Source organism: Paenarthrobacter sp. PPS72 (assembly GCF_048537125.1).
In the GTDB taxonomy this organism is placed as follows: domain Bacteria; phylum Actinomycetota; class Actinomycetes; order Actinomycetales; family Micrococcaceae; genus Arthrobacter; species Arthrobacter nitroguajacolicus_E.
The window spans coordinates 49058-70452 of the sequence record NZ_JBLYIE010000004.1 but is presented as its reverse complement, the minus strand read 5'-3'; the positions used below and the strand labels follow the sequence as shown (position 1 = coordinate 70452).

General features: G+C 63.3%; 20 protein-coding genes. 5 read left to right on the top strand and 15 right to left on the bottom strand.

The genetic code is table 11. The features are described from left to right. Nucleotides 1-14 precede the first annotated feature (14 nt). Nucleotides 15-1367, top strand: a complete 1353-nt coding sequence (locus ACLRGI_RS01690) for a NosD domain-containing protein (RefSeq protein WP_419199995.1) — start codon at nucleotides 15-17, stop codon at nucleotides 1365-1367. Nucleotides 1368-1542: 175 nt separating this feature from the next. On the opposite strand, the gene ACLRGI_RS01685 is transcribed toward ACLRGI_RS01690, so the two are convergent. Genes ACLRGI_RS01685 through ACLRGI_RS01670 form a run of 4 tightly spaced genes read right to left on the bottom strand, consistent with a single transcriptional unit; the run spans nucleotide 1543 to nucleotide 5007 of the window. Next, on the bottom strand, nucleotides 1543-1935 hold the full coding sequence (locus ACLRGI_RS01685) for a universal stress protein (RefSeq protein ID WP_419199994.1): 393 nt from the start codon (nucleotides 1933-1935) through the stop codon (nucleotides 1543-1545). Then, a complete protein-coding gene (locus tag ACLRGI_RS01680) occupies nucleotides 1932-3503 on the bottom strand; it encodes a tripartite tricarboxylate transporter permease (RefSeq protein ID WP_419199993.1) in 1572 nt (523 codons plus the stop codon). The genes ACLRGI_RS01685 and ACLRGI_RS01680 overlap by 4 nt, the downstream gene beginning before the upstream one ends. Further along, nucleotides 3503-4006, bottom strand: coding sequence for a tripartite tricarboxylate transporter TctB family protein (locus ACLRGI_RS01675; RefSeq protein WP_419199992.1), 504 nt, complete (start codon nucleotides 4004-4006; stop codon nucleotides 3503-3505). Before ACLRGI_RS01675 ends, ACLRGI_RS01680 begins: the two co-directional genes overlap by 1 nt. Then, on the bottom strand, nucleotides 4003-5007 hold the full coding sequence (locus ACLRGI_RS01670) for a Bug family tripartite tricarboxylate transporter substrate binding protein (RefSeq protein ID WP_419199991.1): 1005 nt from the start codon (nucleotides 5005-5007) through the stop codon (nucleotides 4003-4005). The genes ACLRGI_RS01675 and ACLRGI_RS01670 overlap by 4 nt, the downstream gene beginning before the upstream one ends. A 292-nt stretch (nucleotides 5008-5299) precedes the next feature. Here ACLRGI_RS01670 and ACLRGI_RS01665 point away from each other — a divergent pair, with 292 nt between their 5' ends. Together ACLRGI_RS01665 and ACLRGI_RS01660 are read left to right on the top strand one after the other, a co-directional pair. Further along, nucleotides 5300-6913, top strand: coding sequence for a sensor histidine kinase (locus ACLRGI_RS01665; RefSeq protein ID WP_419200191.1), 1614 nt, complete (start codon nucleotides 5300-5302; stop codon nucleotides 6911-6913). Beyond that, a complete protein-coding gene (locus tag ACLRGI_RS01660) occupies nucleotides 6910-7578 on the top strand; it encodes a response regulator (protein ID WP_419199990.1) in 669 nt (222 codons plus the stop codon). Before ACLRGI_RS01665 ends, ACLRGI_RS01660 begins: the two co-directional genes overlap by 4 nt. Before the next feature lie 15 nt (nucleotides 7579-7593). Here ACLRGI_RS01660 and ACLRGI_RS01655 read toward each other — a convergent pair whose 3' ends face one another. From ACLRGI_RS01655 to ACLRGI_RS01615, 9 genes are all read right to left on the bottom strand, one after another. Further along, nucleotides 7594-7854 carry a type II toxin-antitoxin system RelE family toxin gene (locus tag ACLRGI_RS01655; protein ID WP_419199989.1) on the bottom strand — a complete coding sequence of 87 codons (261 nt, stop codon included), beginning with the start codon at nucleotides 7852-7854 and terminating at the stop codon, nucleotides 7594-7596. Next, nucleotides 7851-8117 carry a type II toxin-antitoxin system Phd/YefM family antitoxin gene (locus ACLRGI_RS01650; protein ID WP_419199988.1) on the bottom strand — a complete coding sequence of 89 codons (267 nt, stop codon included), beginning with the start codon at nucleotides 8115-8117 and terminating at the stop codon, nucleotides 7851-7853. The genes ACLRGI_RS01655 and ACLRGI_RS01650 overlap by 4 nt, the downstream gene beginning before the upstream one ends. Before the next feature lie 51 nt (nucleotides 8118-8168). Then, nucleotides 8169-9200 carry an LLM class flavin-dependent oxidoreductase gene (locus tag ACLRGI_RS01645; RefSeq protein ID WP_419199987.1) on the bottom strand — a complete coding sequence of 344 codons (1032 nt, stop codon included), beginning with the start codon at nucleotides 9198-9200 and terminating at the stop codon, nucleotides 8169-8171. A gap of 138 nt (nucleotides 9201-9338) precedes the next feature. Then, the gene (locus ACLRGI_RS01640; protein WP_419199986.1) at nucleotides 9339-9809 is read right to left on the bottom strand and encodes a heme-degrading domain-containing protein; all 471 of its coding nucleotides are present in this window, start codon (nucleotides 9807-9809) and stop codon (nucleotides 9339-9341) included. Next, a complete protein-coding gene (locus ACLRGI_RS01635) occupies nucleotides 9802-10833 on the bottom strand; it encodes a Gfo/Idh/MocA family protein (protein ID WP_419199985.1) in 1032 nt (343 codons plus the stop codon). The genes ACLRGI_RS01640 and ACLRGI_RS01635 overlap by 8 nt, the downstream gene beginning before the upstream one ends. Nucleotides 10834-10979: 146 nt before the next feature. Next, the gene (locus ACLRGI_RS01630; RefSeq protein ID WP_419199984.1) at nucleotides 10980-11981 is read right to left on the bottom strand and encodes a sugar phosphate isomerase/epimerase family protein; all 1002 of its coding nucleotides are present in this window, start codon (nucleotides 11979-11981) and stop codon (nucleotides 10980-10982) included. Between the two features lies 1 nt (nucleotide 11982). Continuing rightward, on the bottom strand, nucleotides 11983-13158 hold the full coding sequence (locus tag ACLRGI_RS01625) for a Gfo/Idh/MocA family protein (protein WP_419199983.1): 1176 nt from the start codon (nucleotides 13156-13158) through the stop codon (nucleotides 11983-11985). After that, a complete protein-coding gene (locus tag ACLRGI_RS01620) occupies nucleotides 13155-14297 on the bottom strand; it encodes a Gfo/Idh/MocA family protein (protein WP_419199982.1) in 1143 nt (380 codons plus the stop codon). Before ACLRGI_RS01620 ends, ACLRGI_RS01625 begins: the two co-directional genes overlap by 4 nt. Next, entirely contained in the window at nucleotides 14294-15067 is a 774-nt protein-coding gene (locus tag ACLRGI_RS01615; protein ID WP_419199981.1) for a sugar phosphate isomerase/epimerase family protein, read from the bottom strand. The genes ACLRGI_RS01620 and ACLRGI_RS01615 overlap by 4 nt, the downstream gene beginning before the upstream one ends. A gap of 138 nt (nucleotides 15068-15205) precedes the next feature. Here ACLRGI_RS01615 and ACLRGI_RS01610 point away from each other — a divergent pair, with 138 nt between their 5' ends. Together ACLRGI_RS01610 and ACLRGI_RS01605 are read left to right on the top strand one after the other, a co-directional pair. Beyond that, nucleotides 15206-16423: an ROK family transcriptional regulator gene (locus ACLRGI_RS01610; protein ID WP_419199980.1), complete on the top strand. Its 1218-nt coding sequence runs from the start codon at nucleotides 15206-15208 to the stop codon at nucleotides 16421-16423. 82 nt (nucleotides 16424-16505) lie between these two features. After that, nucleotides 16506-17699 (top strand): MFS transporter, encoded by a 1194-nt coding sequence (locus ACLRGI_RS01605; RefSeq protein ID WP_419199979.1) that lies wholly within the window; start codon nucleotides 16506-16508, stop codon nucleotides 17697-17699. Nucleotides 17700-17939: 240 nt separating this feature from the next. On the opposite strand, the gene aceB is transcribed toward ACLRGI_RS01605, so the two are convergent. Continuing rightward, the gene (gene aceB / locus ACLRGI_RS01600) at nucleotides 17940-19592 is read right to left on the bottom strand and encodes a malate synthase A (RefSeq protein ID WP_419199978.1); all 1653 of its coding nucleotides are present in this window, start codon (nucleotides 19590-19592) and stop codon (nucleotides 17940-17942) included. 444 nt (nucleotides 19593-20036) lie between these two features. Continuing rightward, on the bottom strand, nucleotides 20037-21365 hold the full coding sequence (aceA, locus tag ACLRGI_RS01595) for an isocitrate lyase (RefSeq protein WP_419199977.1): 1329 nt from the start codon (nucleotides 21363-21365) through the stop codon (nucleotides 20037-20039). Nucleotides 21366-21395 lie beyond the last annotated feature (30 nt).

Sequence of the window (21395 nt, the reverse complement as noted above, 5' to 3'; positions counted from 1 at the left end):
TGGCAGGAGACCCTATGGGAACTGATACGAAGCTTGAAATGAACGCAACAAGCCGCCGAACGCTCGTTGGCGCTGGAGCCGTGGGCACACTGGCAGCTGCCCTGAGCTTGGGGATGTCCCCGAAGGCAGAAGCCGCAGACGAGGTGAAAGCCAGCCCATTCAATTCGCCAAACACCTACGACGTCACCGCTTGGCGAATCAAAGGTCAACCCACGATCACCGCACAGTCAGATATCGGCGCCATCATCAACGACATCATCGCGGACATCAAAAAACGCCAATCGACGCCGGATACGAGGCCGGGAGCCGTCGTCATCATCCCGCCGGGCGACTACGACCTTCGGACCCAAGTCCTGGTGGACGTCGATTACCTCACCATCGCGGGCTTCGGCCATGGTTTCTTCTCGCGCAGCATCAAGGACAACGTGGACACCACTGGCTGGCTCAATGTTCAGCCGGGCGGAAGCCATATCCGGGTCCTGACGCCACCGTCAACACCCCAGGCCTTTCTGGTGCGTCGTGAAGGGAGCCCGCGACTGTCCGGAATCGTGTTCAGGGACTTCTGCCTCGACGGCATTGGCTTCATCCCGGACGGGAACAGCTACAAGAACGGAAAGACGGGCATTGAAGTTGCCTCCGACAATGATTCCCTCCACTTCACGGGAATGGGCTTCGTCTACCTTGAGCACGCGCTGATAGTTCGAGGCGCCGACGCCCTCCGGGTCCACGACAACATGATTGCCGAATGCGGGAATTGTGTTGAACTGACCGGTGCCGGGCAGGCAACCAGCGTCAGCGACAACCTGATGGGTGCCGGGCCTGAGGGCGTGACGCTTTTGGCGGAAAACCATGAGGGTCTGCTGGTCAGTGGAAATAACTTCTTCCCGCGGGGGCGAAGCCTCATCGAATTCATCGGCTGTAACCGTTGCAGTGTGTCGTCCAACAGGTTCCAGGGCTTCTACCCCGGCATGATGCGTCTGCTGAATGGATGCAAAGAGAACCTCATTACGTCCAACCATTTCCGCCGGGGCGCTGAAGGTTTCCCTCCATTTATCGACCGCACGAACGGCCTGGATGACCTCTACGGAGTCATCCACGCCCTCGGAGACAACAACCTCATTTCAAACAACCTTTTCGCGTACGACGTCGCACCGGAGAAGGTTGCCCCCGCGGGCGCCCAGCCCACCATCATCCTGATCGCGGGAGGTGACGGCAACGTCATAGCCACCAACCATGTGGTGAGCAATGTCGCCACCCAGCACGTGGTCCTCGACGGCTCAACCACCCGTTCGAAAGTGCTCGACAGCGGCGCCGCCTCCACCATCACCTCCTACAGCACGGACACGGCCATCAGGCCCACACCCTGACGGTTCAGCAGGAGAGCACGACGGCGGGGGGGGGGGTGGGGGGGGGGGGGAGGGGGGGGGGGGGGGGGGGGGGGTGGGGGGGNNACACTACACGCTCCTCGTCGGCAGCGTCAGATGTGTATAAGAGACAGGGTCACTTGGGTGACCAGCCGCCGTCGTGCGTCCTGTGCTTTGGTTAGTCCGCTTTGACCGCCAGAACGGGGCAGTCCGCCTCCAACAGGATCCGCTGGGAGACGCTGCCCATGATGAGCTTTCCCACCGGGCTGCGGCGGCGAAGGCCGATGACAATGAGTTCGGCATCGTTCTCGTCAGCGGCGTCCAGGACCTCGGCGGCCGCGTCATGGCCGCGTACCGGTTGCTTGATGATGTGCTGGATGCCCTGGTCAGCGAGCCGTTCCTCGATGCTCTGGATATCCGGCTCCTGGGCGTACCGGTTATCCACCAGGGCGTCGCCCTTGGAAGAGTTGATGACCACTAGGGTGTCGTTGCTTTTCTTGGCCTCGGCGATGGCTTGGGTTAGCGCCGCTTCGCCTTCCGGTGTGGGGACGTATCCCACCACGATGGTCATGGTTTCTCCTGTTTCTGGTGGATTTGGGTGTCTTCCCTCGGAACCGTGGCGCCGGCGTCACCGGGGACAACTGTTGGTGCCATCGGACGGCTACGGCGGACGAGCTTGAAGATCAGCGGCCAGGCCAGAATGAGCGCCACGATGATGTAGACCACGATCGCGATGGGTTCGCTGAACAGGCCTGCGGGATCACCGGCGCTGAGCTGCAGCGTCTTGCGGAGCTGGCCTTCGATGCGCGGACCAAGGATGACGCCGAGGATGAGCGGCAGTACGGGTAACCCGAAGCGCCGCATCATGAATCCGAGGGCACCGAGCACCAGCAGGATCACCAGATCGAAAGCCTGCAGGTTGACCGAGTACGCACCCAAAGTAGCGAAGAAGAGAATGCCTGCGTAGAGATACGGACGCGGGAGCTGCAGCAGCTTGGCCCAGACGGGTGCCAGGGGCAGGTTGATCAGCAGGAGCAGGAAGTTGCCGATGAAAAGGCTTGCGATCAGCGCCCACACCAGGGGGCCTTGGCTGGAGAACAGCTGCGGGCCGGGCTGGATGCCATAGGACGTAAAGGCTGCAAGCATGACGGCGGCTGTTGCGTTGGTGGGGAGGCCGAGGGCAAGCATGGGGGTCAGCGTTCCGGCAGCGGCAGCATTGTTGGCTGCTTCTGGTCCGGCGACGCCCTCAATGGCGCCCTTGCCGAACTCCTCCGGGTGCTTGGTGAGGCGCTTCTCGGTGACATAGGAGAGGAACGTAGGGATCTCGGCGCCACCGGCAGGCAGCGCACCGAAAGGGAAACCGAAGGCCGTGCCTCGAAGCCAGGGCTTCCAGGAACGGGCCCAGTCCTTCTTGCCCATCCAAGGACGACCCACCGGAATGACATGGAGCGGCGTGCGGCGCAGGTGGGCAGCAACCCAGAGGGCTTCACCCACGGCGAAGATCGCCACGGCGACCACCACAATGTCCAGGCCGTCCACCAGCAAGGGCTGGCCGAAGGTCAGGCGGCGTTGGCCGGTCACCGAATCGATGCCCACCAAGCCGATGGCCAAACCAAGCGCCAACGAAGCGAAGCCCCGGAGCCTTGACGAGCCCAGGACGGCCGTCACGGCCAGCAGGGCGAGGATCATGATGGCGAAGTAGCTGGGAGCACCCAGGCTGACGGCGAATTGCACCACAATGGGTGCGAACACAGCCAGTAGTGCGGTGCCGATGGTGCCGGCGATGAAGGAGCCGATGGCCGCGGTGGCAAGGGCCTGCGCGGCCCTGCCCGCTTTGGCCATCTTGTTGCCTTCGATGGCCGTCACCACCGATGACGATTCACCAGGGGTGTTCAGCAGGATGGAGGTGGTGGAACCACCGAACATGCCGCCGTAGTAAATGCCGGCAAACATGATGAAAGCACTGGTGGGTTCCAGGGCGGCGGTCACCGGAAGCAGCAACGCCACGGTCATGGCCGGGCCAAGTCCGGGAAGGACGCCGACGGCGGTACCCAGCAGTACGCCGATCACGGCGAACAAAAGGTTCATGGGGGTCAGGGCGGTGGCAAAACCGTCCATCAAGGAGGACCAGACGTCCATCAGAGGATTCCTTCCAGGAGCCCGGCCGGTAATGCGATGCCCAGGCCGAGGTAGAAGCCGTAGAAGGTCAACAAGGCCAGAGCCACGGAAATGAGGCCGTCACGGATGTAGCGGCGGCTGCCAAGCGCCAGCACGCTGCCCCAGAAGAGGAGCGTTCCGGAAATGACCCAACCAGCCCAGTCGATGAGCAGGATGTTCAGGATAAAAGCTCCGGCCAGCGGGACGACGGTCTTCCAGTCGGCGGGGTGTGCCAGGTCGACGTCTTCGCCGCCCTCAACCTCACCCTTGCCGCCGCGCAGGACGTTGATGGCAAGGAGTACGGCGCAGATGATCAGCAATCCCGACACAATGAACGGGACGGTCTTGGGACCTACTGGGTCCGACTGCGAGTAGGGGGTGACCAGGCCGTTCGCGTCCAGGAAGACCAGGACGCCGACCACGCCGAGCAGGAGGGCTACCCCCAGCTCGGCGCGGCCTTTAAGGCCTGTGGCTGTGGAGCTCACGCCAACCCGAGCTTGGTCAGGACGTCCGCCACCCGCTTGTCCTGGTCTGTCAGGAACGTCTTGAATTCGTCTCCGGTAACAAAGGCATCGGACCAGCTATGGGTCTTGAGTGCTTCTTTCCAACCGGCGGAGGCGTGCATCTTCTCAAGGGCGGCGATCAGGGATTTCTTGTCCTCCTCGCTGATGCCCGGAGGAGCCACGATGCCGCGCCAGTTGGTGAACACAAGGTCAATGTTGGATTCCTTCAGCGTGGGGGCATCCACACCTTCCAAACGGTTCTCGCCACTGGTGGCCAGGACCCTGATCTCGCCGGACTTGATCTGCTGCAGGTACTCACCGGCACCGGAAGCGGCGAAGCCCAGCTTGTTACCGAGGATAGCGGGCAGAAGGTCGCCACCGCCGTCGTAAGAGACGAAGTTGACCTTGGTGGCGTCGATGCCCACCGCCCCGGCCAGCTGCATCGGCAGGAGGTGGTCCGGGCCGCCGGGCGAGGAACCGCCGCCCACTGCGATGGAGGCGGGGTTGGCCTTCCATGCCGTCACCAAATCATTGATGGTCTTGTACGGGGAGTCCTTGCTGACCATGATGGCGCCGGGTTCCTCGATGAGCTTCGCCAGCGGCGTGGTCTCCGTCAGCTTCGACTCGGACTTGTTGGTGTAGCTGGCCCCAACCACGCCCAGGCCCATGAGCATGGTGAGGTCACCGTTGCCCTTTTCATTGACGATGCGGGCAAGGCCAACCGTGCCGCCGGCGCCTGCAAGGTTGAACACCTCGGTGTTGGTGGAGATCTTCTCGTCGTCCAGTACCTTGGCGGCTGCCCGGGCGGTGGTGTCGTAACCGCCGCCGGGAGTGTTCGGAACCATGATCTGGAGTCCGGTGATAGGTCCTGCTGCACCGGTGCCCTCAGTTCCGGTGGACTTACCGGTGGCACCGCAGCCGGTGGCCATCAGGGCGATGCCGGCGGCGACGGCGGCGACTCGCAATGCGCGGATCTGGCGCATGGTGTTCCTCTTCTCATCATCGAAAATTCGGGTGCAGGGCGATGCCCCGTTGATTTGATGCTAGGCGCGTAAGTGACAGGCATCACTCTTGTGTTCGCAGTGATCTTTAAGTTCATTGCGTTCACGGGTTTCGCTTCGTTCCAGCCCTCTGAGCTGGTCTTCTGTCCCACTGGGGTCTTCTGTGCCGCTGGGGTATAGTTCCGGTACGCCACGGGGGAAGCTGTTGCCCGCCCCTCTCACTGGCACCACCAAAGGAACCCAGCAAGTGACTCGCCTGACTCGAAGAAGAGGAATGTCCCTGGCGGGGCAGTACCTTGTGCTGCAGTTGCTGATCGTCCTGGCCGTTCTTGTTGCCGTGGTTGCCATCTCGCTGGCCCAATCCGCAGCCACCTTCGAAAGAACCGAAGGGCGCCGGGCGCTGCTGGCCGCTGAAGCACTGGGCAGCAACCCCACGGTCCGCGCCCTGCTGCCGGAGGCCGAACCGCGAGTCGGATCAGCCCTCCCGGCCGTGGCCGAATCCGTGCGCACCGTTTCGGGGTCCTCCCATGTGGCACTCGCCAAACTTAACGGCACCGTAGTGGCATCATCGGACCCCAGCCTGCTGGGCCAGCCACTGCCGCTGGGCGAAAGCCAAGTGATGGAAGGGCGGGCCTGGACCGGTGTTTTGCCGGGCAGCAGCGGAGCCGTACTGTCCGCCCACGTCCCCGTCCTGGACGATTCCGGAAAAGTCATCGGCGTAGCATCCGTCAGCAGGAATTACCCCTCCACCATCGAGCGGCTGGGCGACGCAATTCCCAACCTGCTGACGTATCTGGGGGTTGCCAGCATCCTGGGAGTGGCGGGATCCCTCCTGTTGTCCCGCCGGGTCAAACGGCAAACATTGGGCATGGAACCGCGCGAGATCACCGGGCTCGTGGAGAACCGCGAAGCCATGCTGCAGGGCCTGAAGGAAGGCGTGGTCGCTTTGGACCCCCACGAGCGCATCACGGTGGCCAACCAAAGCGCCCGGCAACTCCTAGGCCTGCCGCCGGATTGCGTGGGAAAGAAACTGCGATCCCTCCACGTGGATCCTGCTTTGAAAATAGTCCTCACCCGTGACCAATCAGACCCCGATCAGCTGGTGCTCGTGGGGGAGCGGCTGGTAGTCATGAACCGTGTAGCCCTCCGTTCCCATGGACGTGACATCGGCTCCGTGACCACCTTGAGGGACCGGACCGAGCTGTCCTCCTTGGAAAGTGAACTCGGCGCCACCAAGACCGTCACCGACACTTTGAGGGCACAAGCCCACGAGTTCGCCAACCAACTCCACGTCATTTCAGGCCTGATCCAGATAGGCGAATACGATTCCGTGGTGCAGTTCGTCAATGGAGCCACCGTAGACAGGACCCGGCTCAGCGACGACGTCACCAGCCGGATCGAGGACCCTGCGCTCGCGGCCCTGCTGATCGCCAAGGCCAGTCTGGCCACGGAACGCGGCGTGGAACTGAAGCTGGACCCCAAGTCCGCGCTGCCACGCGTCAACGAGGAATTGTCCCGCGACCTCACCACTGTGGTGGGCAACCTGGTGGATAACGCGTTCGACGCCGTCACTGGCCTTTCCGGGGCGTCGGTAGGCGTGCTGGTGGCCGACTCGGGTGGCGAGGTCACTGTGACAGTCCGGGACAACGGCCCCGGAGTGCCCATGGGCTCCGCCGAGGAGATTTTCCGGCAAGGTTTCTCCACGAAAGAGCCCGGCCCCGGCGATGCCCGGGGCTTTGGGTTGGCGTTGTCACGGGTGATCTGCCGGCGCTCCGGAGGTGACCTGACAGTGGCCAATGATCAAGGGGCTGTGTTCACTGCCCGCTTCAAGAAGTATGACTCCGATCCGGGCAGGCTCAACTCCACAAAGGGGGCAACGAATCCATGATCAAGGTACTGATCGTCGATGACGACTTCATGGTGGCCAAGGTCCACGCCGGCTTCATACAACGGACGCCCGGCTTCGTGGTGGTGGGTGTGGCCCATACGGGTGCCCAGGCTTTGGTGGAAACCGAGCGGTTGCAACCGGACCTGGTGTTGCTGGATATCCACCTCCCTGACATCAACGGGCTGGAACTCATGCACCAGCTCCGGGATGTCGCCCCGGACCTGGACGTGCTGGTGATCAGCGCTGCCCGCGAGGTGGAAACAGTCCGGAAGGCCTTGCGGGGCGGGATCGTCCATTACCTCATCAAGCCGTTCTCCCAGGCCGATCTTCAGGAGCGCCTGGAGCATTACCTCAGCGCTTACCAGGGCTTGGACTCGTCCAAGGTGGAGGCTGAACAATCTGATGTGAACCGTGTCTTCGGGCTGAGCGTTTCCGAGCGGACCCTGCCCAAAGGGTGCAGTGTAGAGACACTCGAAATGGTTGAGTCAGCACTGAAATCAGCGCCGGGCGACCTCTCTGCAGCTGAGCTGGCAGAACAGCTCGGGACGTCCCGGGTCAGTGCCCGGCGTTACCTTGAGTACCTCCACGACGAAGGAGCGCTGGAGGTCAGGCTCAAGTACGGCGTCGGACGTCCTGAAAGGCGCTATGTGCTGAAGGCGCGGTAATCCGCCGAAAGCGTCTTAGTGTTGGTAGATGTCCCGCCGGTGGCCCATGGCAACAACTAGAACGATGAGCTGAGCGTCGCGGATTTCATAGATAATCCGGTAGTCGCCGGTACGCACACGCCAGTCACCGCTGTTTCCCGACAGCTTTTTTGCCCCTGGGGGGCGAGGGGATTCGGCGAGAATTTCGATTGCGGCCTGAATGCGTCGGCGCGCTTCCGCCGGGAGCTTTCGCAATTGGCGGACGGCGGCAGGCGCGAGCTGCACTGAATAGCTCAAGTCAGGCCCAGCTCCGCCTTGACTTCCGCCCAAGGCACGGCACTATTGCCGGTTTCGGTCATCTCGGTTCGGGCGGCTTCGGCTGCGCGAAGATCATTGAGGTCCTCAGCGGCTTCAATGAGCTTGGCGAGATCTTCTGCATCTATCAGTGCCGCGACGCGGCGGCCGCGGCGCAACAAATACACAGGTTCGTGGCTTACCCGGGCGGTATCAACCGCTTCAGAAAGCCGACTCCGCGCAACAGTGACTGTCATCTCGCTCATGATGCCATTTTACGCCTTATCGCCGAAATGTACATTTCGGCGATATCTCGCTCATTCGGCTGGCTTCCAGCCCAAGGCCGGGCCCAACTTCGTCGCGATGTCCGTGAGGATCTGCACGTAATCGTCGTGGTCGAAGCTGAAGGGCAGCGCGAACGCTACCTCGTCCACTTCCTGGAAGCCTTCGTGGGCGTATAGTTGCGCGGCGATTTCATCGCTGGTGCCGATCAGATCCTTCGCGAACATCATGCCCTTCGGCCCCTGTGGAGCGCGCGTTCTGGGAGTCCGTTCATCCACGTACCGCTGGTACTTCTCCCGCTGGGCGTTGGAAGCGGAATCCGTGGGAATCACCACCAAGCCCTGAGACGCGCGGGCCGTGTTTCCGGACGCTGCTGCGGCGTCTCGGTACGCCCGAATCTGGGACTGCTGGACTTTGGCAAAGTCCGGTTCCTGATCCTTGTCCGGGAAAATCACACTGCTGGACAACAAATTGAAGCCGTTGGCCCCCGCCCATACAGCCGATTTCATACTGCCCGCCCCGTACCAAAGGCGGCTGCGCAACCCGGGGGAGTGCGGCTCTACGCGGTTGGAGAACTCTTCCACGACGCCCTGCTTGCCGGAGAAGTCCCTTACTTTCTCGCCTGCCACCAAGCGTGCGAACCGCTCAACCCTGCCATAGGAGAAGTCCTCTGTTTCTGCAGAATCCGGGTACAGCTCATGCTTCACGGTGTCGTAGTGCATGGGTTCGCCCACGCTCAGCCCTGGATTGATCCGTCCCCCGGCCAGCAGATCTACGGTGGCCAGGTCCTCCGCCAGCCGTAGCGGGTTTTCCCAACCCAGGGGGGTCACCGCGGTGCCGAGCTCAATCCGGGATGTGCGCTGGCTGGCGGCGGCCATCACCGCTACGGGAGAGGAGATGCCGAACTGCAGGTGGCGGTGGCGCAACCAGGCGCTGTCGAATCCCAACTGTTCGCCGAGTTCCATGATCTCCAACGTCGATCGGTGGCCGGCAGCAGGATCAGCGGGATCGAACAGTCCGATGGTGAGAAAGCCAAGTTTGCGGAGCGGATGTTCAGGCGTGGGCATGGGGTTCCTTCACGTTCGGCGTGCGGCTACTGCCCAGAATAGGTCCCGGTACCGACGACGACGGCGGGAGGTTACCTTTTGTGATGGGTGCGGGGCCTGTCTCAACCTCGAAGAACTGCACCACTCTCTTGATTTCGCCTAGGCGCCCACGGTTTTAAGGTAGTTCCGGATCCCGTCTACCACCATCTGGTGGTCCTCGTCCGATGACAACCCGGACACCGTGACGGCACCGATCACGCCGGCGCCCTTGACGCGGAGAGGGAAGGAACCTCCGGCCAAGGTGTAGTCCTCCGGGGCGAGCCAACCTCCGCCCAAAGGGTCACGTTCGGAGAACTGCTCGGTCAACAACGCCGTGCTGTGCTCGAATCGCAGCACGGCGGCAGACTTGCGGCGGATCCACTCTTCCTGGTCTGCGGTGGAACCGGGAAGGACGCAGCGGAAGAGGACCAGATTGTGCCGCCGGATATCGATCGCCACTCCAAACCCGGAAGCGATGGCGTGGTTGGCGATCAACGAGCCGAGCCTCCACGCGTCATGGTGATCGAACGAAGCGAAGACCAGCTCTTCTTCCTGCTGTCGGAGTTCAGCGAGGCGGGGTGCATTAGTCATTGTCATTGCCTTCCAGGCCGGCGTCAGCGTCGTAGCGGAGCCCGATCTGCTCACGGATCCCGTCCATGGCCGCCATGATGGCCACGGTTTCAGTCGGCGGCAGGATGGTTCCGGCAGTGGAACCTGCCCTGACGAGGCGTTCGAGTTCTGCCGCCTGGTACTGCATGCCCCGGCTGGTCACGGGTTGGTCATAGCGTTCAATAACAGTGCCATCCACCCCGAAAACAGTGAAGGGGACCGGATTGTACCAAGTGGGTTCGATGTCGATCCAACCTTCGGTGCCAATCACCAAGGCCCGGTTGGCGCTGGCGGCATCGAGCTCGCAATCGACAATCGCCTGAGCACCGTTGGCGTATTCGAAAATGGCTGCTGTTTGACGGTCCACGCCGGTGGCCGACATGGAGGCACTGGCCTTGATCGACGCCGGCGTGCCCAGGATGTCGAAGGCAAAGGAAATCGGATAGATACCCAGGTCCAGCAGCGCTCCACCACCTAGGGCGGGATCGTTGAGCCGGTGGGCGGGATCCTTGGGGAGGCTCTGGTTGTGGGTAGCTACCACTTTCCGGACCTCGCCGATGGTGCCGGCAGCGATGATTTCCCGGATACGGATCATGTGGGGAAGGAAGCGGGTCCACATGGCTTCCAAGGCAACGAGCCCCTTGGACTCTGCCAGGTCAACGATGTCCTGTGCCTCGCGCGCATTCATGGTGAACGATTTTTCCACGAGCACGTGCTTGCCGGCGTTCAACGCCATGAGCGCGTTCGCATGGTGGAAAGGGTGCGGTGTGGCGATATAGACCACATCGATCAGCGGGTCCGCCACCAGGTCTACATAGCTGCTGTGGGCGGTAGCCACTCCATACTGCCCGGCAAACGCCTTGCTCGAGTCCAGCGAACGGGACCCGACGGCCTGGACCGTAAAGCCGTTTTCCTGCAGGTCCTTGGTTTGGAGCCCGGCAATAAATCCTGTGCCGAGGATGCCCCAGCGAATTGTTCCATCGGAAGTGCCATTGCTGAGGGTCACGTGATGAGTCCTTTTGCTGAATCTGGAAGAGGGCCAGCTGGTCACGTTGAGATTACCTTGGCCGCGTTAAATTAAGGAGATTTCGTACAGATAACGCCCTTAAGACGACGTCTAAAGGGCGTTATCTGTACGAAAAACCGAAGGGGCTAGTCCTTGCTGCTGAACGCGGCGTCGAAGGAGGTCTGCGACGCCGGGAAGTCGAACTTCTTCAGGGCGGCGAGGGCTTCGGGGGCACCGTGGAGACGATCCATTCCGGCGTCTTCCCATTCCACCGAGATGGGGCCGTCATAGCCGATGGCGGTCAGCGCGCGGAAGGACGATTCCCAGGGCACATCGCCGCGTCCGGCGGAGACGAAGTCCCAACCACGGCGCGGATCGCCCCAAGGCAGGTGCGAACCCATGACGGTGTTGCGGCCGGTCGGACGGAGCTTGGTGTCCTTGCAGTCCACGTGGTAGATCCGGTCCTTGAAGTCCCAGATGAAGGACACGGGATCGATTCCCTGCCACATGAAGTGGGACGGGTCCCAGTTCAAGCCGAACGCGGGCCGGTGGCCGATCGCTTCGAGGGTCCGGACGGTGGTCCAGTAGTCGTAGGCGATTTCGGAGGGGTGGACTTCATGGGCGAAGCGGACACCGCATTCGTCGAAAACGTCCAGGATGGGGTTCCAGCGGTCGGCGAAGTCCTGGTAACCGGCCTCGATCACCTTCTCCGGTACGGGCGGGAACATGGCGACGTACTGCCAGATCGAGGAGCCGGTGAAGCCCACCACGGTGTCCACGCCCAACACCCGAGCCAAGCGGGCGGTGTGTTTCATTTCCTCGGCGGCGCGCTGGCGGACACCTTCGGGCTCCCCGTCGCCCCACACCTTGGAACCGACAATGGCTTCGTGGCGGAAGTCGATGGGGTCATCGCAGACGGCCTGGCCCTTGAGGTGGTTGGAGATGGCCCAAACCTTCAGGTTGTACTTCTCCAGGACCGCGAGCTTGGATTCGACGTAGCCGGGTTCGTCCCAACGCCAGGCGTCCAGGTGGTCTCCGGAGACGGCGATTTCCAAGCCGTCGTAGCCCCAGCCTGAGGCAAGGCGCGCGACTTCCTCGAACGGGAGGTCGGCCCATTGGCCGGTGAACAGGGTGTACGGGCGGGGCATGTCAGGCTCCTTCAGTAACGGGTGCGTTGAGCTGGATGAGTGAACTCTTGGCTGCCGCGGACTCTTCCACGGCGGCCAGGATGTGCTGGACGTTCAATCCTTCTTCGAACGACGGCGATGGTGCCTCACCGGCCGCGATCGCGGTGAGGAAGTCGCGGATCTGGTGGGTGAACGTGTGTTCCCAACCGATGATGTGACCCTGCGGCCACCAAGCGCCCAGATAAGGGTGCTCGGGTTCGTTCACCAGGATCCGGCGGAAGCCCTGCTCGCGGACGGGCACCGTGGTGTCCATGAAATTGAGCTCGTTGAGGTTCTCCAGGTCAAATGTCAACGAACCGAGGGAGCCGTAGATTTCGATCCTGAGGGAGTTTTTCCGGCCCGTCGCCACGCGGGAGGCTTCAACCGAGGCGATTGCTCCGGAGGCGAGCGACAGATTCACCCAGGCGGCGTCGTCGACCGTTACATCTTCCAGCCCGCCGGCGGGACCTTCAGCACCGGGGCGCTGATCCACAAAGGTCTGGAGACGGCCCGAAACCTCGGTGACGGCGTCATCCAACAGGTACAGGATCTGGTCGATGGCGTGCGAAGCGATGTCGCCCAGCGCGCCGGACCCGGCGGTTTCCTTCCGGAGGCGCCAGGTCATGGGGGACTCGGCGTCGATCAACCAGTCCTGCAAGTACGCTGCGCGAACGTGACGAACGGTGCCCAGCCGGCCTTCAGCGATGAGCTCGCGCGCAAGGGCCAAAGCAGGGACACGGCGGTAGTTGAAGCCGATCATGGACTGCACGCCGCGCGCCCGCGCTGAGGCGGCGGCGGCGACCATGGACTCAGCCTCGCCGAGGGTGTTGGCGAGCGGCTTCTCCACGAGGACGTGCTTGCCGGCTTCCAGCGCGGCGGCGGCAATTTCGGCGTGCATCCAGCCCGGGGCGCAGATATCGATGATGTGGATGTCGTCCCGCTCAATGACCGAACGCCAGTCGGTGGCCGACTCGGCCCAGCCGTACTTGGCAGCTGCTTCCGCAACGGCGTCGGCGTCCCGGCCCACCAGCACCTTCTGCTCAAAGGCGGGGACGTCAAAGAAGCTGGCCACGTTCCGCCAGGCATTGGAGTGGGCTTTGCCCATGAAGGCGTAGCCGATTGCCGCGACGCCCAGCGGCGTGTTTCCAGGGGTAGTCATAGTGTTCCTCGCCGGTTCTGGAGCGTCGCGGTTTCGGGGGCCCAGTCTTCGGGGAGGGCAGCGGAGGTGGGGGCGTTGCTGGTGACGTCCACGAACGTGCCTGATTCCACGGACTCAGTGATCGAGACCATGGTGTCCAGCACGTGGTAGGCAAGTTCGCCCGTAGCGCGGTGCGGGCCGCCGGTACGGATGGCGCGGGCCATGTCCAACGCGCCCATGCCGCGGCCGTTGGCAGGTCCGGTGGCGGGGATGATCTCGGGTTCTTCCGCGCCTGGACGCCAGAGCTTCAGCTCGCCGTCGAAGTAGTTGGGGTCCGGAAGGGACAGGGTCGCTTCAGAGCCGGTGATTTCCACGAAGCCCATCCGCTGCCGGGGGGACTCAAAGGAAAACACGCTGTGGCTGGACTGGCCGCCTTCGAACTGCGCCATCGCGGACACATGTGTGGGGACCTCGACGGCGAATTCCTCGCCGGCCTTGGGTCCGGAACCGACGATGCGGGTTGCTTTGGCGGAGGAGCCGACGGCGGCCACCTTGCGGACCGAGCCGAAGGTCTGGATCAGGGCGGTCAAGTAGTACGGACCCATATCGAACAGGGGACCGGCGCCGTGCTGGAACAAGAACGCCGGGTTCGGGTGCCAGGATTCCGGGCCGGGGGTCTGGAACGTGGTCATGCCGGTCAACGGCGTGCCGATGTCCCCGCGCTCGATGATGCGGCGCGCGGTTTGAAGGCCGGCGCCCAGGAACGTATCCGGGGCGGTGCCGAGGCGGATCCCTGCGGCGTCGGCAGCCTTGAGCAGGCCCAGCCCGGATTCGCGGTCCAGGGAGAAGGGCTTCTCAGTCCAGACGTGCTTGCCGGCCTCGACCGCTGCGGTGGCAACTTCGACGTGTGCCGCCGGGATGGTGAGGTTGATGATGAGCTCGACGTCGGGATGGTTCAGTGCCAGCTCGGGCGTACCGAATTCGGGGATGTTGTATTCCTTGGCGCGGGCTTCGGCGGTTTCGACGAAGAGGTCCGCGATGACCAGGACTTTCAGGTCCGGGAAGACCGTGAGGTTGTCCAAGTACTGCTTGCTGATGTTGCCCGCGCCGATGACGGCGACGCCCACGGGGCCTTTTCGGGTGGAAGGGGAGAAGCTCATGCCTGTACTCCTTCTGCTCCAGCGCCGGCTGCTTGGGCGCTGGCTGCGGCGGTGAGGTAGGCCAGGCTCTGGGTGATGCCTTCGAAGATATCGCCGGAGTAGTCATCGAATTCCACCACTCCTACTTCCAGGGACTTCGCGGCTGCAATGACGTCCAGGACCGGAACGGTGCCCTGGCCTGCCGGCTGCTGGGCCTTGGTGTCGGTGGTGGCCGGGCCGTCCTTGATGTGGATAAGTTTCACCCTGTCGCCCAAGCGGGTCAGCAGCTCCACAGGATCCTGGCCACCCACGGCAACCCAGTACGTGTCCACTTCCAGGACAAGCTCGGGATCGAGCAAACCCTCAAGGTACTCCAGGGCGGTCTTGCCCTCGATGATGGACTCCAGTTCCCAGGCGTGGTTGTGGTAGCCGACGCGGATGCCGTACTCAGCACCCTTCTTCGCTGCTGCGTTGAGCTTGGCCGCGGTGGCCTGGATGTCCTCGGCGGACTGCCAGTGCTCGGCCGGAAGGAACGGATCGATCACCGTGCTGATGCCCAGCTCCTTGGCGGCCGCGAAGATCTCGTCCTGGTCCTGTGACAACAACGGAGCGTGCCCGGAAGGAGCGGTCAAGCCGTTTTCCTTCAATGCAGCACCGAGTTCCTTGGCCGTGGCAACAAAGTTGTACGGCTCTACCTGCGTGAAACCGATCTCGGCAACCTTTCGGATGGTTCCCGGCAGGTTCTCCTGAAGAGCGTCCCGCAAGGTGTACAGCTGGATCGAATAAGACATTGGATTCCTTTTCCAGGGAGGGTTGTTGTGCTCATTTCAGCCTAGAGGGACTTTTGCCGAGCGTCTAGCAAAAGTCGCGATAATTCCGACAAACTTCCGCTGGATGACATGCATAAGCAATCGTGCTTCACTAATTGGATGACAACAACCGCCGGAACTGACGCCGGAAACAGCTCCGCGCCAGAGGTCGGCAACCTCTCGCGGGCCGGCAATCTCTTCCAGCTTCTCCGCGACGGCAAAGCCCGCACCCGTGCTGAACTGGCTGAAACCACCGGACTGGCCCGTTCCACTGTGGCCTCGCGCATCGATTCCCTCATTAACTCGGGCCTCGTTGGACCCGCCGGTGAGGCAAGCTCAACCGGCGGCAGGCCGCCGTCGCGCTTTGCCTTCAACCCGGCGGCGCGGGTGGTGCTGGCTGTCGACGTCGGAGCTACCCACGTGATAGTTGCGGTCACCGACCTCGGTGGCAACGTCCTGGCGGAGCGACGATTGGGGCAGGAAGTCGCCGACGGACCGGACGTAGTCCTGGGCAGGGTAATAACTGCGGGCCGAGAACTCCTGGCGGAAGCCGGACGGGAGTTGGGCAACCTTGCCGGGATAGGCATCGGCCTGCCTGGCCCTGTTGAACACGATTCCGGGCGCCCGGTGAAGCCGCCCATCATGCCTGGCTGGGACGGATTCGACGTCGTCTCTTACGTTCAGGGCTCCCTGCCGGTTCCCGTTCTGGTGGACAACGACGTCAACATCATGGCCCTCGGCGAGCGCACCGCCTATTGGCCCGAGAACCAGAACTTCCTTTTCGTCAAGGTAGCCACGGGCATCGGCGCCGGCATCATCAGCAGTGGTCAATTGCAGCGCGGTGCCAACGGTACTGCCGGCGACCTCGGCCACGTCCGTGTGCCGCGCGGCGACGACGTTCTCTGCCGTTGTGGCAACCACGGGTGCCTTGAGGCGCTTGCCTCCGGTCCCGCCGTCGCGCGCCAACTGCAGGCGCAAGGGCTGGAAGCTTCCAGCGGCGCGGACGTCCTGCGGCTTGTAGGTGAAGGCAATCTGCAGGCGATTCAGGCGCTTCGGCAGGCGGGGCGCGATGTTGGCGATGTGCTGGCCACCGTGGTCAATCTCCTTAACCCGTCGGTCATCATCATCGGCGGCAGCGTGGGGGAGGCGGGCGAGCACCTGGTGGCCGGTATTCGGGAAGTGGTCTATCGGCGGTCGCTGCCCCTGGCCACCACGCATCTGCGCATCGGCATCTCCATGGCGGGCCCGCGTGCAGCGATTCTGGGCGCCAGCCACATGGTCACCCAGCACGTGTTGTCGCCGGCCGTGATTGAGGCCACGCTCCAAGCAGCGGGATGAGGGTCAGCGGATGCCGGTTGCCGGGTAATGCCGTGATAGCAATGAAACTGATGTTTATTCCCTTCATTTTTCCGTGCGTCCGATGAGCCAATTCCTTGCCAGGGTTCCCCGCGGTTGGCTGATCCTCGCATGTATCGGCCTCATTGCCCTGAACATGCGCGGCCCCTTCGTGGCCGTGGCGCCCGTGGTGGACTCCCTCCAGCAGGACCTCGGCTTCTCGCCGGTTGAGCTTGGGTTGCTGACAGGCATCCCCGTGCTCTGCTTCTCCCTGGCTTCACCCCTGGCCTCACTGGCGGGGCGCCGTCTCGGCGCGGAAGTCGCCGTGATGCTGACGCTTCTCGGCGTGCTTGCCGGCGTGATCATCCGATCCAGCGGAGGCGGCGTTTCCGTGATGGTGGGCACGGTCATCATCGGTGTGGCCATCACCATCGGCAACATCGCGGTGCCTCTCATCATCCGGCGCGACTTCGCACCCCGGCGCCAGGCAACCGCGATGGGTGTCTACACGGCTGCCCTCAACGTTGGCTCCTTCCTCACGTCCGTGGCCACGGCACCGCTGGCTGAGCTGGTGGGATGGCGGCTGGCCCTGGCTGCGAGCGCATTGTTGGCCTTGGCAGCGACCCTGTTTTGGGTGCCCGCCGTTGGTGCGCGGCGTGCTTTCGTGCCGGCCGCGGTTCCTCCTCCTGCTGCTTCCTCCGCCGGTCCTGTGGCGGGTGTGCGCTGGTTGACTGTGGGCCTCACGCTCGGCTTCGCGGGCCAGGCCTTCTCCTACTACGGGGTCACCGCCTGGCTGCCCAGCTTCCTGTCCGACGAACTCTCCATGGGCACCGCCGAGGCCGGGGCAGGATCCTCGCTCTTCCAGATCTTCGCCATTGTGGGCGGCTTGGGCGTTCCGCTCCTGGCCCGCTTCGCGAGTACGACGACGGTGGCGGTCACCTTGAGTGCGCTGTGGCTGACCGTTCCCGTGGGCTTGTTGCTGGCGCCGTCGTGGTGGTGGATGTGGTCCTCGCTGGGCGGTGTTGCCCAGGGAGGTGGCATCACGGTGATCTTCATTGCCATCATCAAGTTCGCGCAATCGCAGGCCGCCGCCGGCAAGATGTCGGCAGTGGTGCAGGGTGTGGGCTACTGCTTCGCTGCGTTGGCTCCCACTGTTGTTGGCTTCGTGCACAGCGTTTCCGGGGGTTGGACGGTGCCGTTGTTCGTGATCCTCGGCTCGGTGCTCGCGTTCTGCGTGTGCACCACGTTGTCCGTGCGGTGGGTGGCCCGGCAGGCCTAGGCGTGTCCCTGCCCTACCTCGTCCGTCTCGATGGGGAGCTGCGGATTCGACGGTAGGAAGCGTCTTGTGTGCAGCGGGCCGTCGAATCGAAGGGCCGAGCGGAGCAAGGACCGGAGCGCTAGGCATGGGAAAGCCCCGTTGCTGGGCTGCCTCCCCGACGGTCGGGGTCACTTGTTGCGAAGAGTGCAGGCAGCCCAGCGTCGGGGCTTGTTGTGTCGCTACCTTCTCAGGTTGGTAAACCTAGGCGGCGACGAGTTCCTCCTCCGTGGCCTCTTCACGGGCCTCGGTGAGGAAACGGGCGTACGCGGGAATGGTCAGGAAGGTGGGGAATTCCTCGGCCAGGGTGACCTCTTCGAAGATGGCGCGGGCATCAGCGAAGCGGTCTCCGTCGAAGCGTTCCAGGCGGGCGTATTCCTCATCCAGCATGTCCTCCACCCATTCCCGGGTGATGATGTCGCCGTGTTCGGTAATGGCGTGGGAGTGGATCCACTGCCAGAGCTGGGACCTGGAGATCTCGGCGGTGGCGGCGTCTTCCATGAGGTTGTGAATGGCCACAGCCCCGTTGCCCCTCAGCCAGGATTCGATGTAGCGGATGCCTACCTCGATGTTCAGGCGGACCCCGGCCTCGGTGATGGTGCCCTCAGTACTGGCGATGTCGATCAGTGCCCGGTCATCCGGGGTGACGTCCTCGCGGGAGCGGTCCAGCTGGTTGGGGCGGTTTCCGAGAACTGAGTCAAAAACTTCGCGGCATACCGGCACCAGGTCCGGGTGGGCCACCCAGGAACCGTCGAAACCGTCATTGGCTTCGCGGGTCTTGTCGGCACGGACCTTCTCAAACGAAGCCTGGTTGGCGGCTTCGTCCTTGCGGTTGGGAACAGCAGCAGCCATGCCACCGATCGCCATGGCCCCGCGGCGGTGGCAGGCCCGGACCAACTGTTCGGTGTAAGCGCGCATGAACGGCTGCGTCATGGTCACCTGGCCGCGGTCCGGGAGCACGAAACGCGGTCCACGGGTCCGGAAATTCTTGATCAGGGAGAAGATGTAGTCCCAGCGGCCGGCGTTCAACCCCGCGGCGTGGTCGCGCAGTTCGTACAGGATTTCTTCCATCTCGAACGCCGCCGTGATGGTTTCGATCAGCACCGTGGCGCGGATGGTGCCCTGCGGAATCCCCAGCAGGTCCTGGGCCAGGACAAAGATGTCATTCCACAGCCGGGCTTCGAGGTGGTTCTCGATCTTGGGCAGGTAGAAGTAAGGGCCCTTGCCCTGGGCCAGCAGGCGGCGGGCGTTGTGGAAGAAGAACAAGCCGAAGTCCACGATCCCGCCGGCGATCGGCTTGCCGTCGATCAGCATGTGCTTCTCCGGCAGGTGCCAGCCACGGGGCCGGACCACGATGGTGGGCAGGTCTTCGGCAGCTTTGAGCTTGTATTCCTTGCCCTCGGGGGAGGTGAAGTCGATCCGGCGTTCCAGTGCATCGGTCAGGTTCAGCTGGCCCTGGATGACGTTGCGCCACGTGGGCGTGGAGGAGTCTTCCATGTCAGCGAGCCACACCTTCGCGCCGGAGTTCAGCGCGTTGATGGTCATCTTCTTATCCACCGGACCCGTGATCTCCACACGGCGATCCTCCAAACCCGGAGCCGGGGGAGCCACGCGCCACGACGGATCATTGCGAATACCCTCGGTCTCCGGGCGGAAGCGCGGATCCTGGCCGGCAGCGATCTGCCCGCGGCGCGCATGCCGGGCCTGCATCAGCTCCTGACGACGATCCGCCGTAGCCCTGTGCAACTTGCCAATGAACTCAAGGGCGTCCGGCGTCAAAACCTCGTTCTGCCGGCAAATGGGCTGCGCGGTGATAGTGATGCCATTGATAGTGAAGTTGTCAGTGAAGCTGTTCATTTCAATCTCTCCTTGAGAAGCAAAGTTCGACGGCGGCGCTTGGCTGGGTGGGTTGGGCCTGGGCCGGGTTGGGCCGCTTGGGTCCGGCCTTCGGACCGGAACTGCTCTGCCTGCTATTCCCCTTATGCGGGTCTGACCTCGCTGAGCGAGGACAGACCCTGATAAGGGGGCCCTTTTACGCAGGCTGCCGCAGTACCGGCCTCTTTGGCCTGGTGCCTGCCTCCCCGATACCGGTCGACCCAACGGTCGAATAAGGTGATCCGGAAGCGTGCGTAAAAGGGGCCCTGTCCACGCCGTCGACCGAGCTTTGCGAGGTCTATCGGCGGGGACGGGGAATAGCACGCGGAGGATTGCCTTGTTCGACCTCCGCAGGCAGAGCGTTGCCGGTCTGTAGGCCGGAGGTTACAACCGTGGCCAGCGAGGGCAAGCCGCCGTCGGAAGTGGTTAGTGGAACTGCCCCTCTTCGGTCGATCCGACCAGTGCGAGGGTGGATGCGTTCGGGTTGAGCGCGGTTGCGATGTCGTCGAAGTAGCCGGTGCCGACTTCGCGCTGGTGCTTGGTGGCGGTGTAGCCGCGGGATTCGGAGGCGAATTCCTTCTCCTGAAGCTCCACGTAGGCGCTCATGCCTTCACGGGCGTAACCGTGGGCGAGGTCGAACATGGAGTAGTTCAGGGCGTGGAAGCCGGCCAGGGTGATGAACTGGAACGTGAAGCCCATGGCACCGAGTTCGCGCTGGAACTTGGCGATGGTGGTGTCATCCAGGTGCTTGCGCCAGTTGAAGGACGGGGAGCAGTTGTAGGAGAGCATCTGGTCCGGGAAGTCGGCTTTGACCGATTCGGCGAACTTGCGTGCCAGTTCCAGGTCCGGGGTGCCGGTCTCCATCCAGATGAGGTCGGAGTACGGTGCGTAGGCCTTGGCGCGGGCGATGCAGGGTTCAATCCCGTTGCGGACTTTGTAGAAGCCTTCTGCGGTGCGCTCGCCGGTGGTGAATTCCTGGTCGCGCTCGTCAACGTCTGAGGTGATCAGGGTTGCCGCTTCGGCGTCGGTGCGGGCGATCACCACGGTGGGGGTGCCGGCCACGTCCGCTGCCAGGCGGGCTGCGTTCAGGGTCCGGACGTGCTGCTGGGTGGGAATCAGAACCTTGCCGCCCAGGTGGCCGCACTTCTTTTCCGATGCGAGCTGGTCTTCCCAGTGAACGCCCGAGGCGCCTGCGGTGATCATGGATTTCATGAGTTCGTAGGCGTTCAGCGGGCCACCGAAGCCGGCTTCGGCGTCGGCGACGATCGGAACCAACCAGTCCTCAACAGTCTTGACACCCTCGGCATACTCGATCTGGTCTGCGCGGAGCAGGGCGTTGTTGATGCGGCGGACAACCTGGGGGACCGAGTTGGCCGGGTACAGGGACTGGTCCGGGTAGGTCTGGCCCGAGAGGTTGGCGTCAGCTGCCACCTGCCAACCGGAAAGGTAGATTGCGCGGAGGCCGGCCTTGACCTGCTGCACGGCCTGGTTTCCGGTCAGGGCGCCCAAAGCGTTGGTGTAGCCGCCGGTGGGAGCTTCCTCAGTGAGCTGCTTCCACAGCTTCTCCGAACCGCGGCGGGCCAGGGTGTGCTCTTCGGAGACGCGACCGCGGAGGCGGACGACGTCGGTAGCCGAGTAATCGCGGGTGACGCCTTCCCAACGCGGGTTGGCGGACCATTCAAGTTCCAGCGCTGCGGCCTGCTCGCTTGCTGTTTCCTGAGCGGAACCTTCTGCCGGTTCAAATGAAGCGGTCATCTTTGATCTCCTATGTGGTGCCCGGGCCGG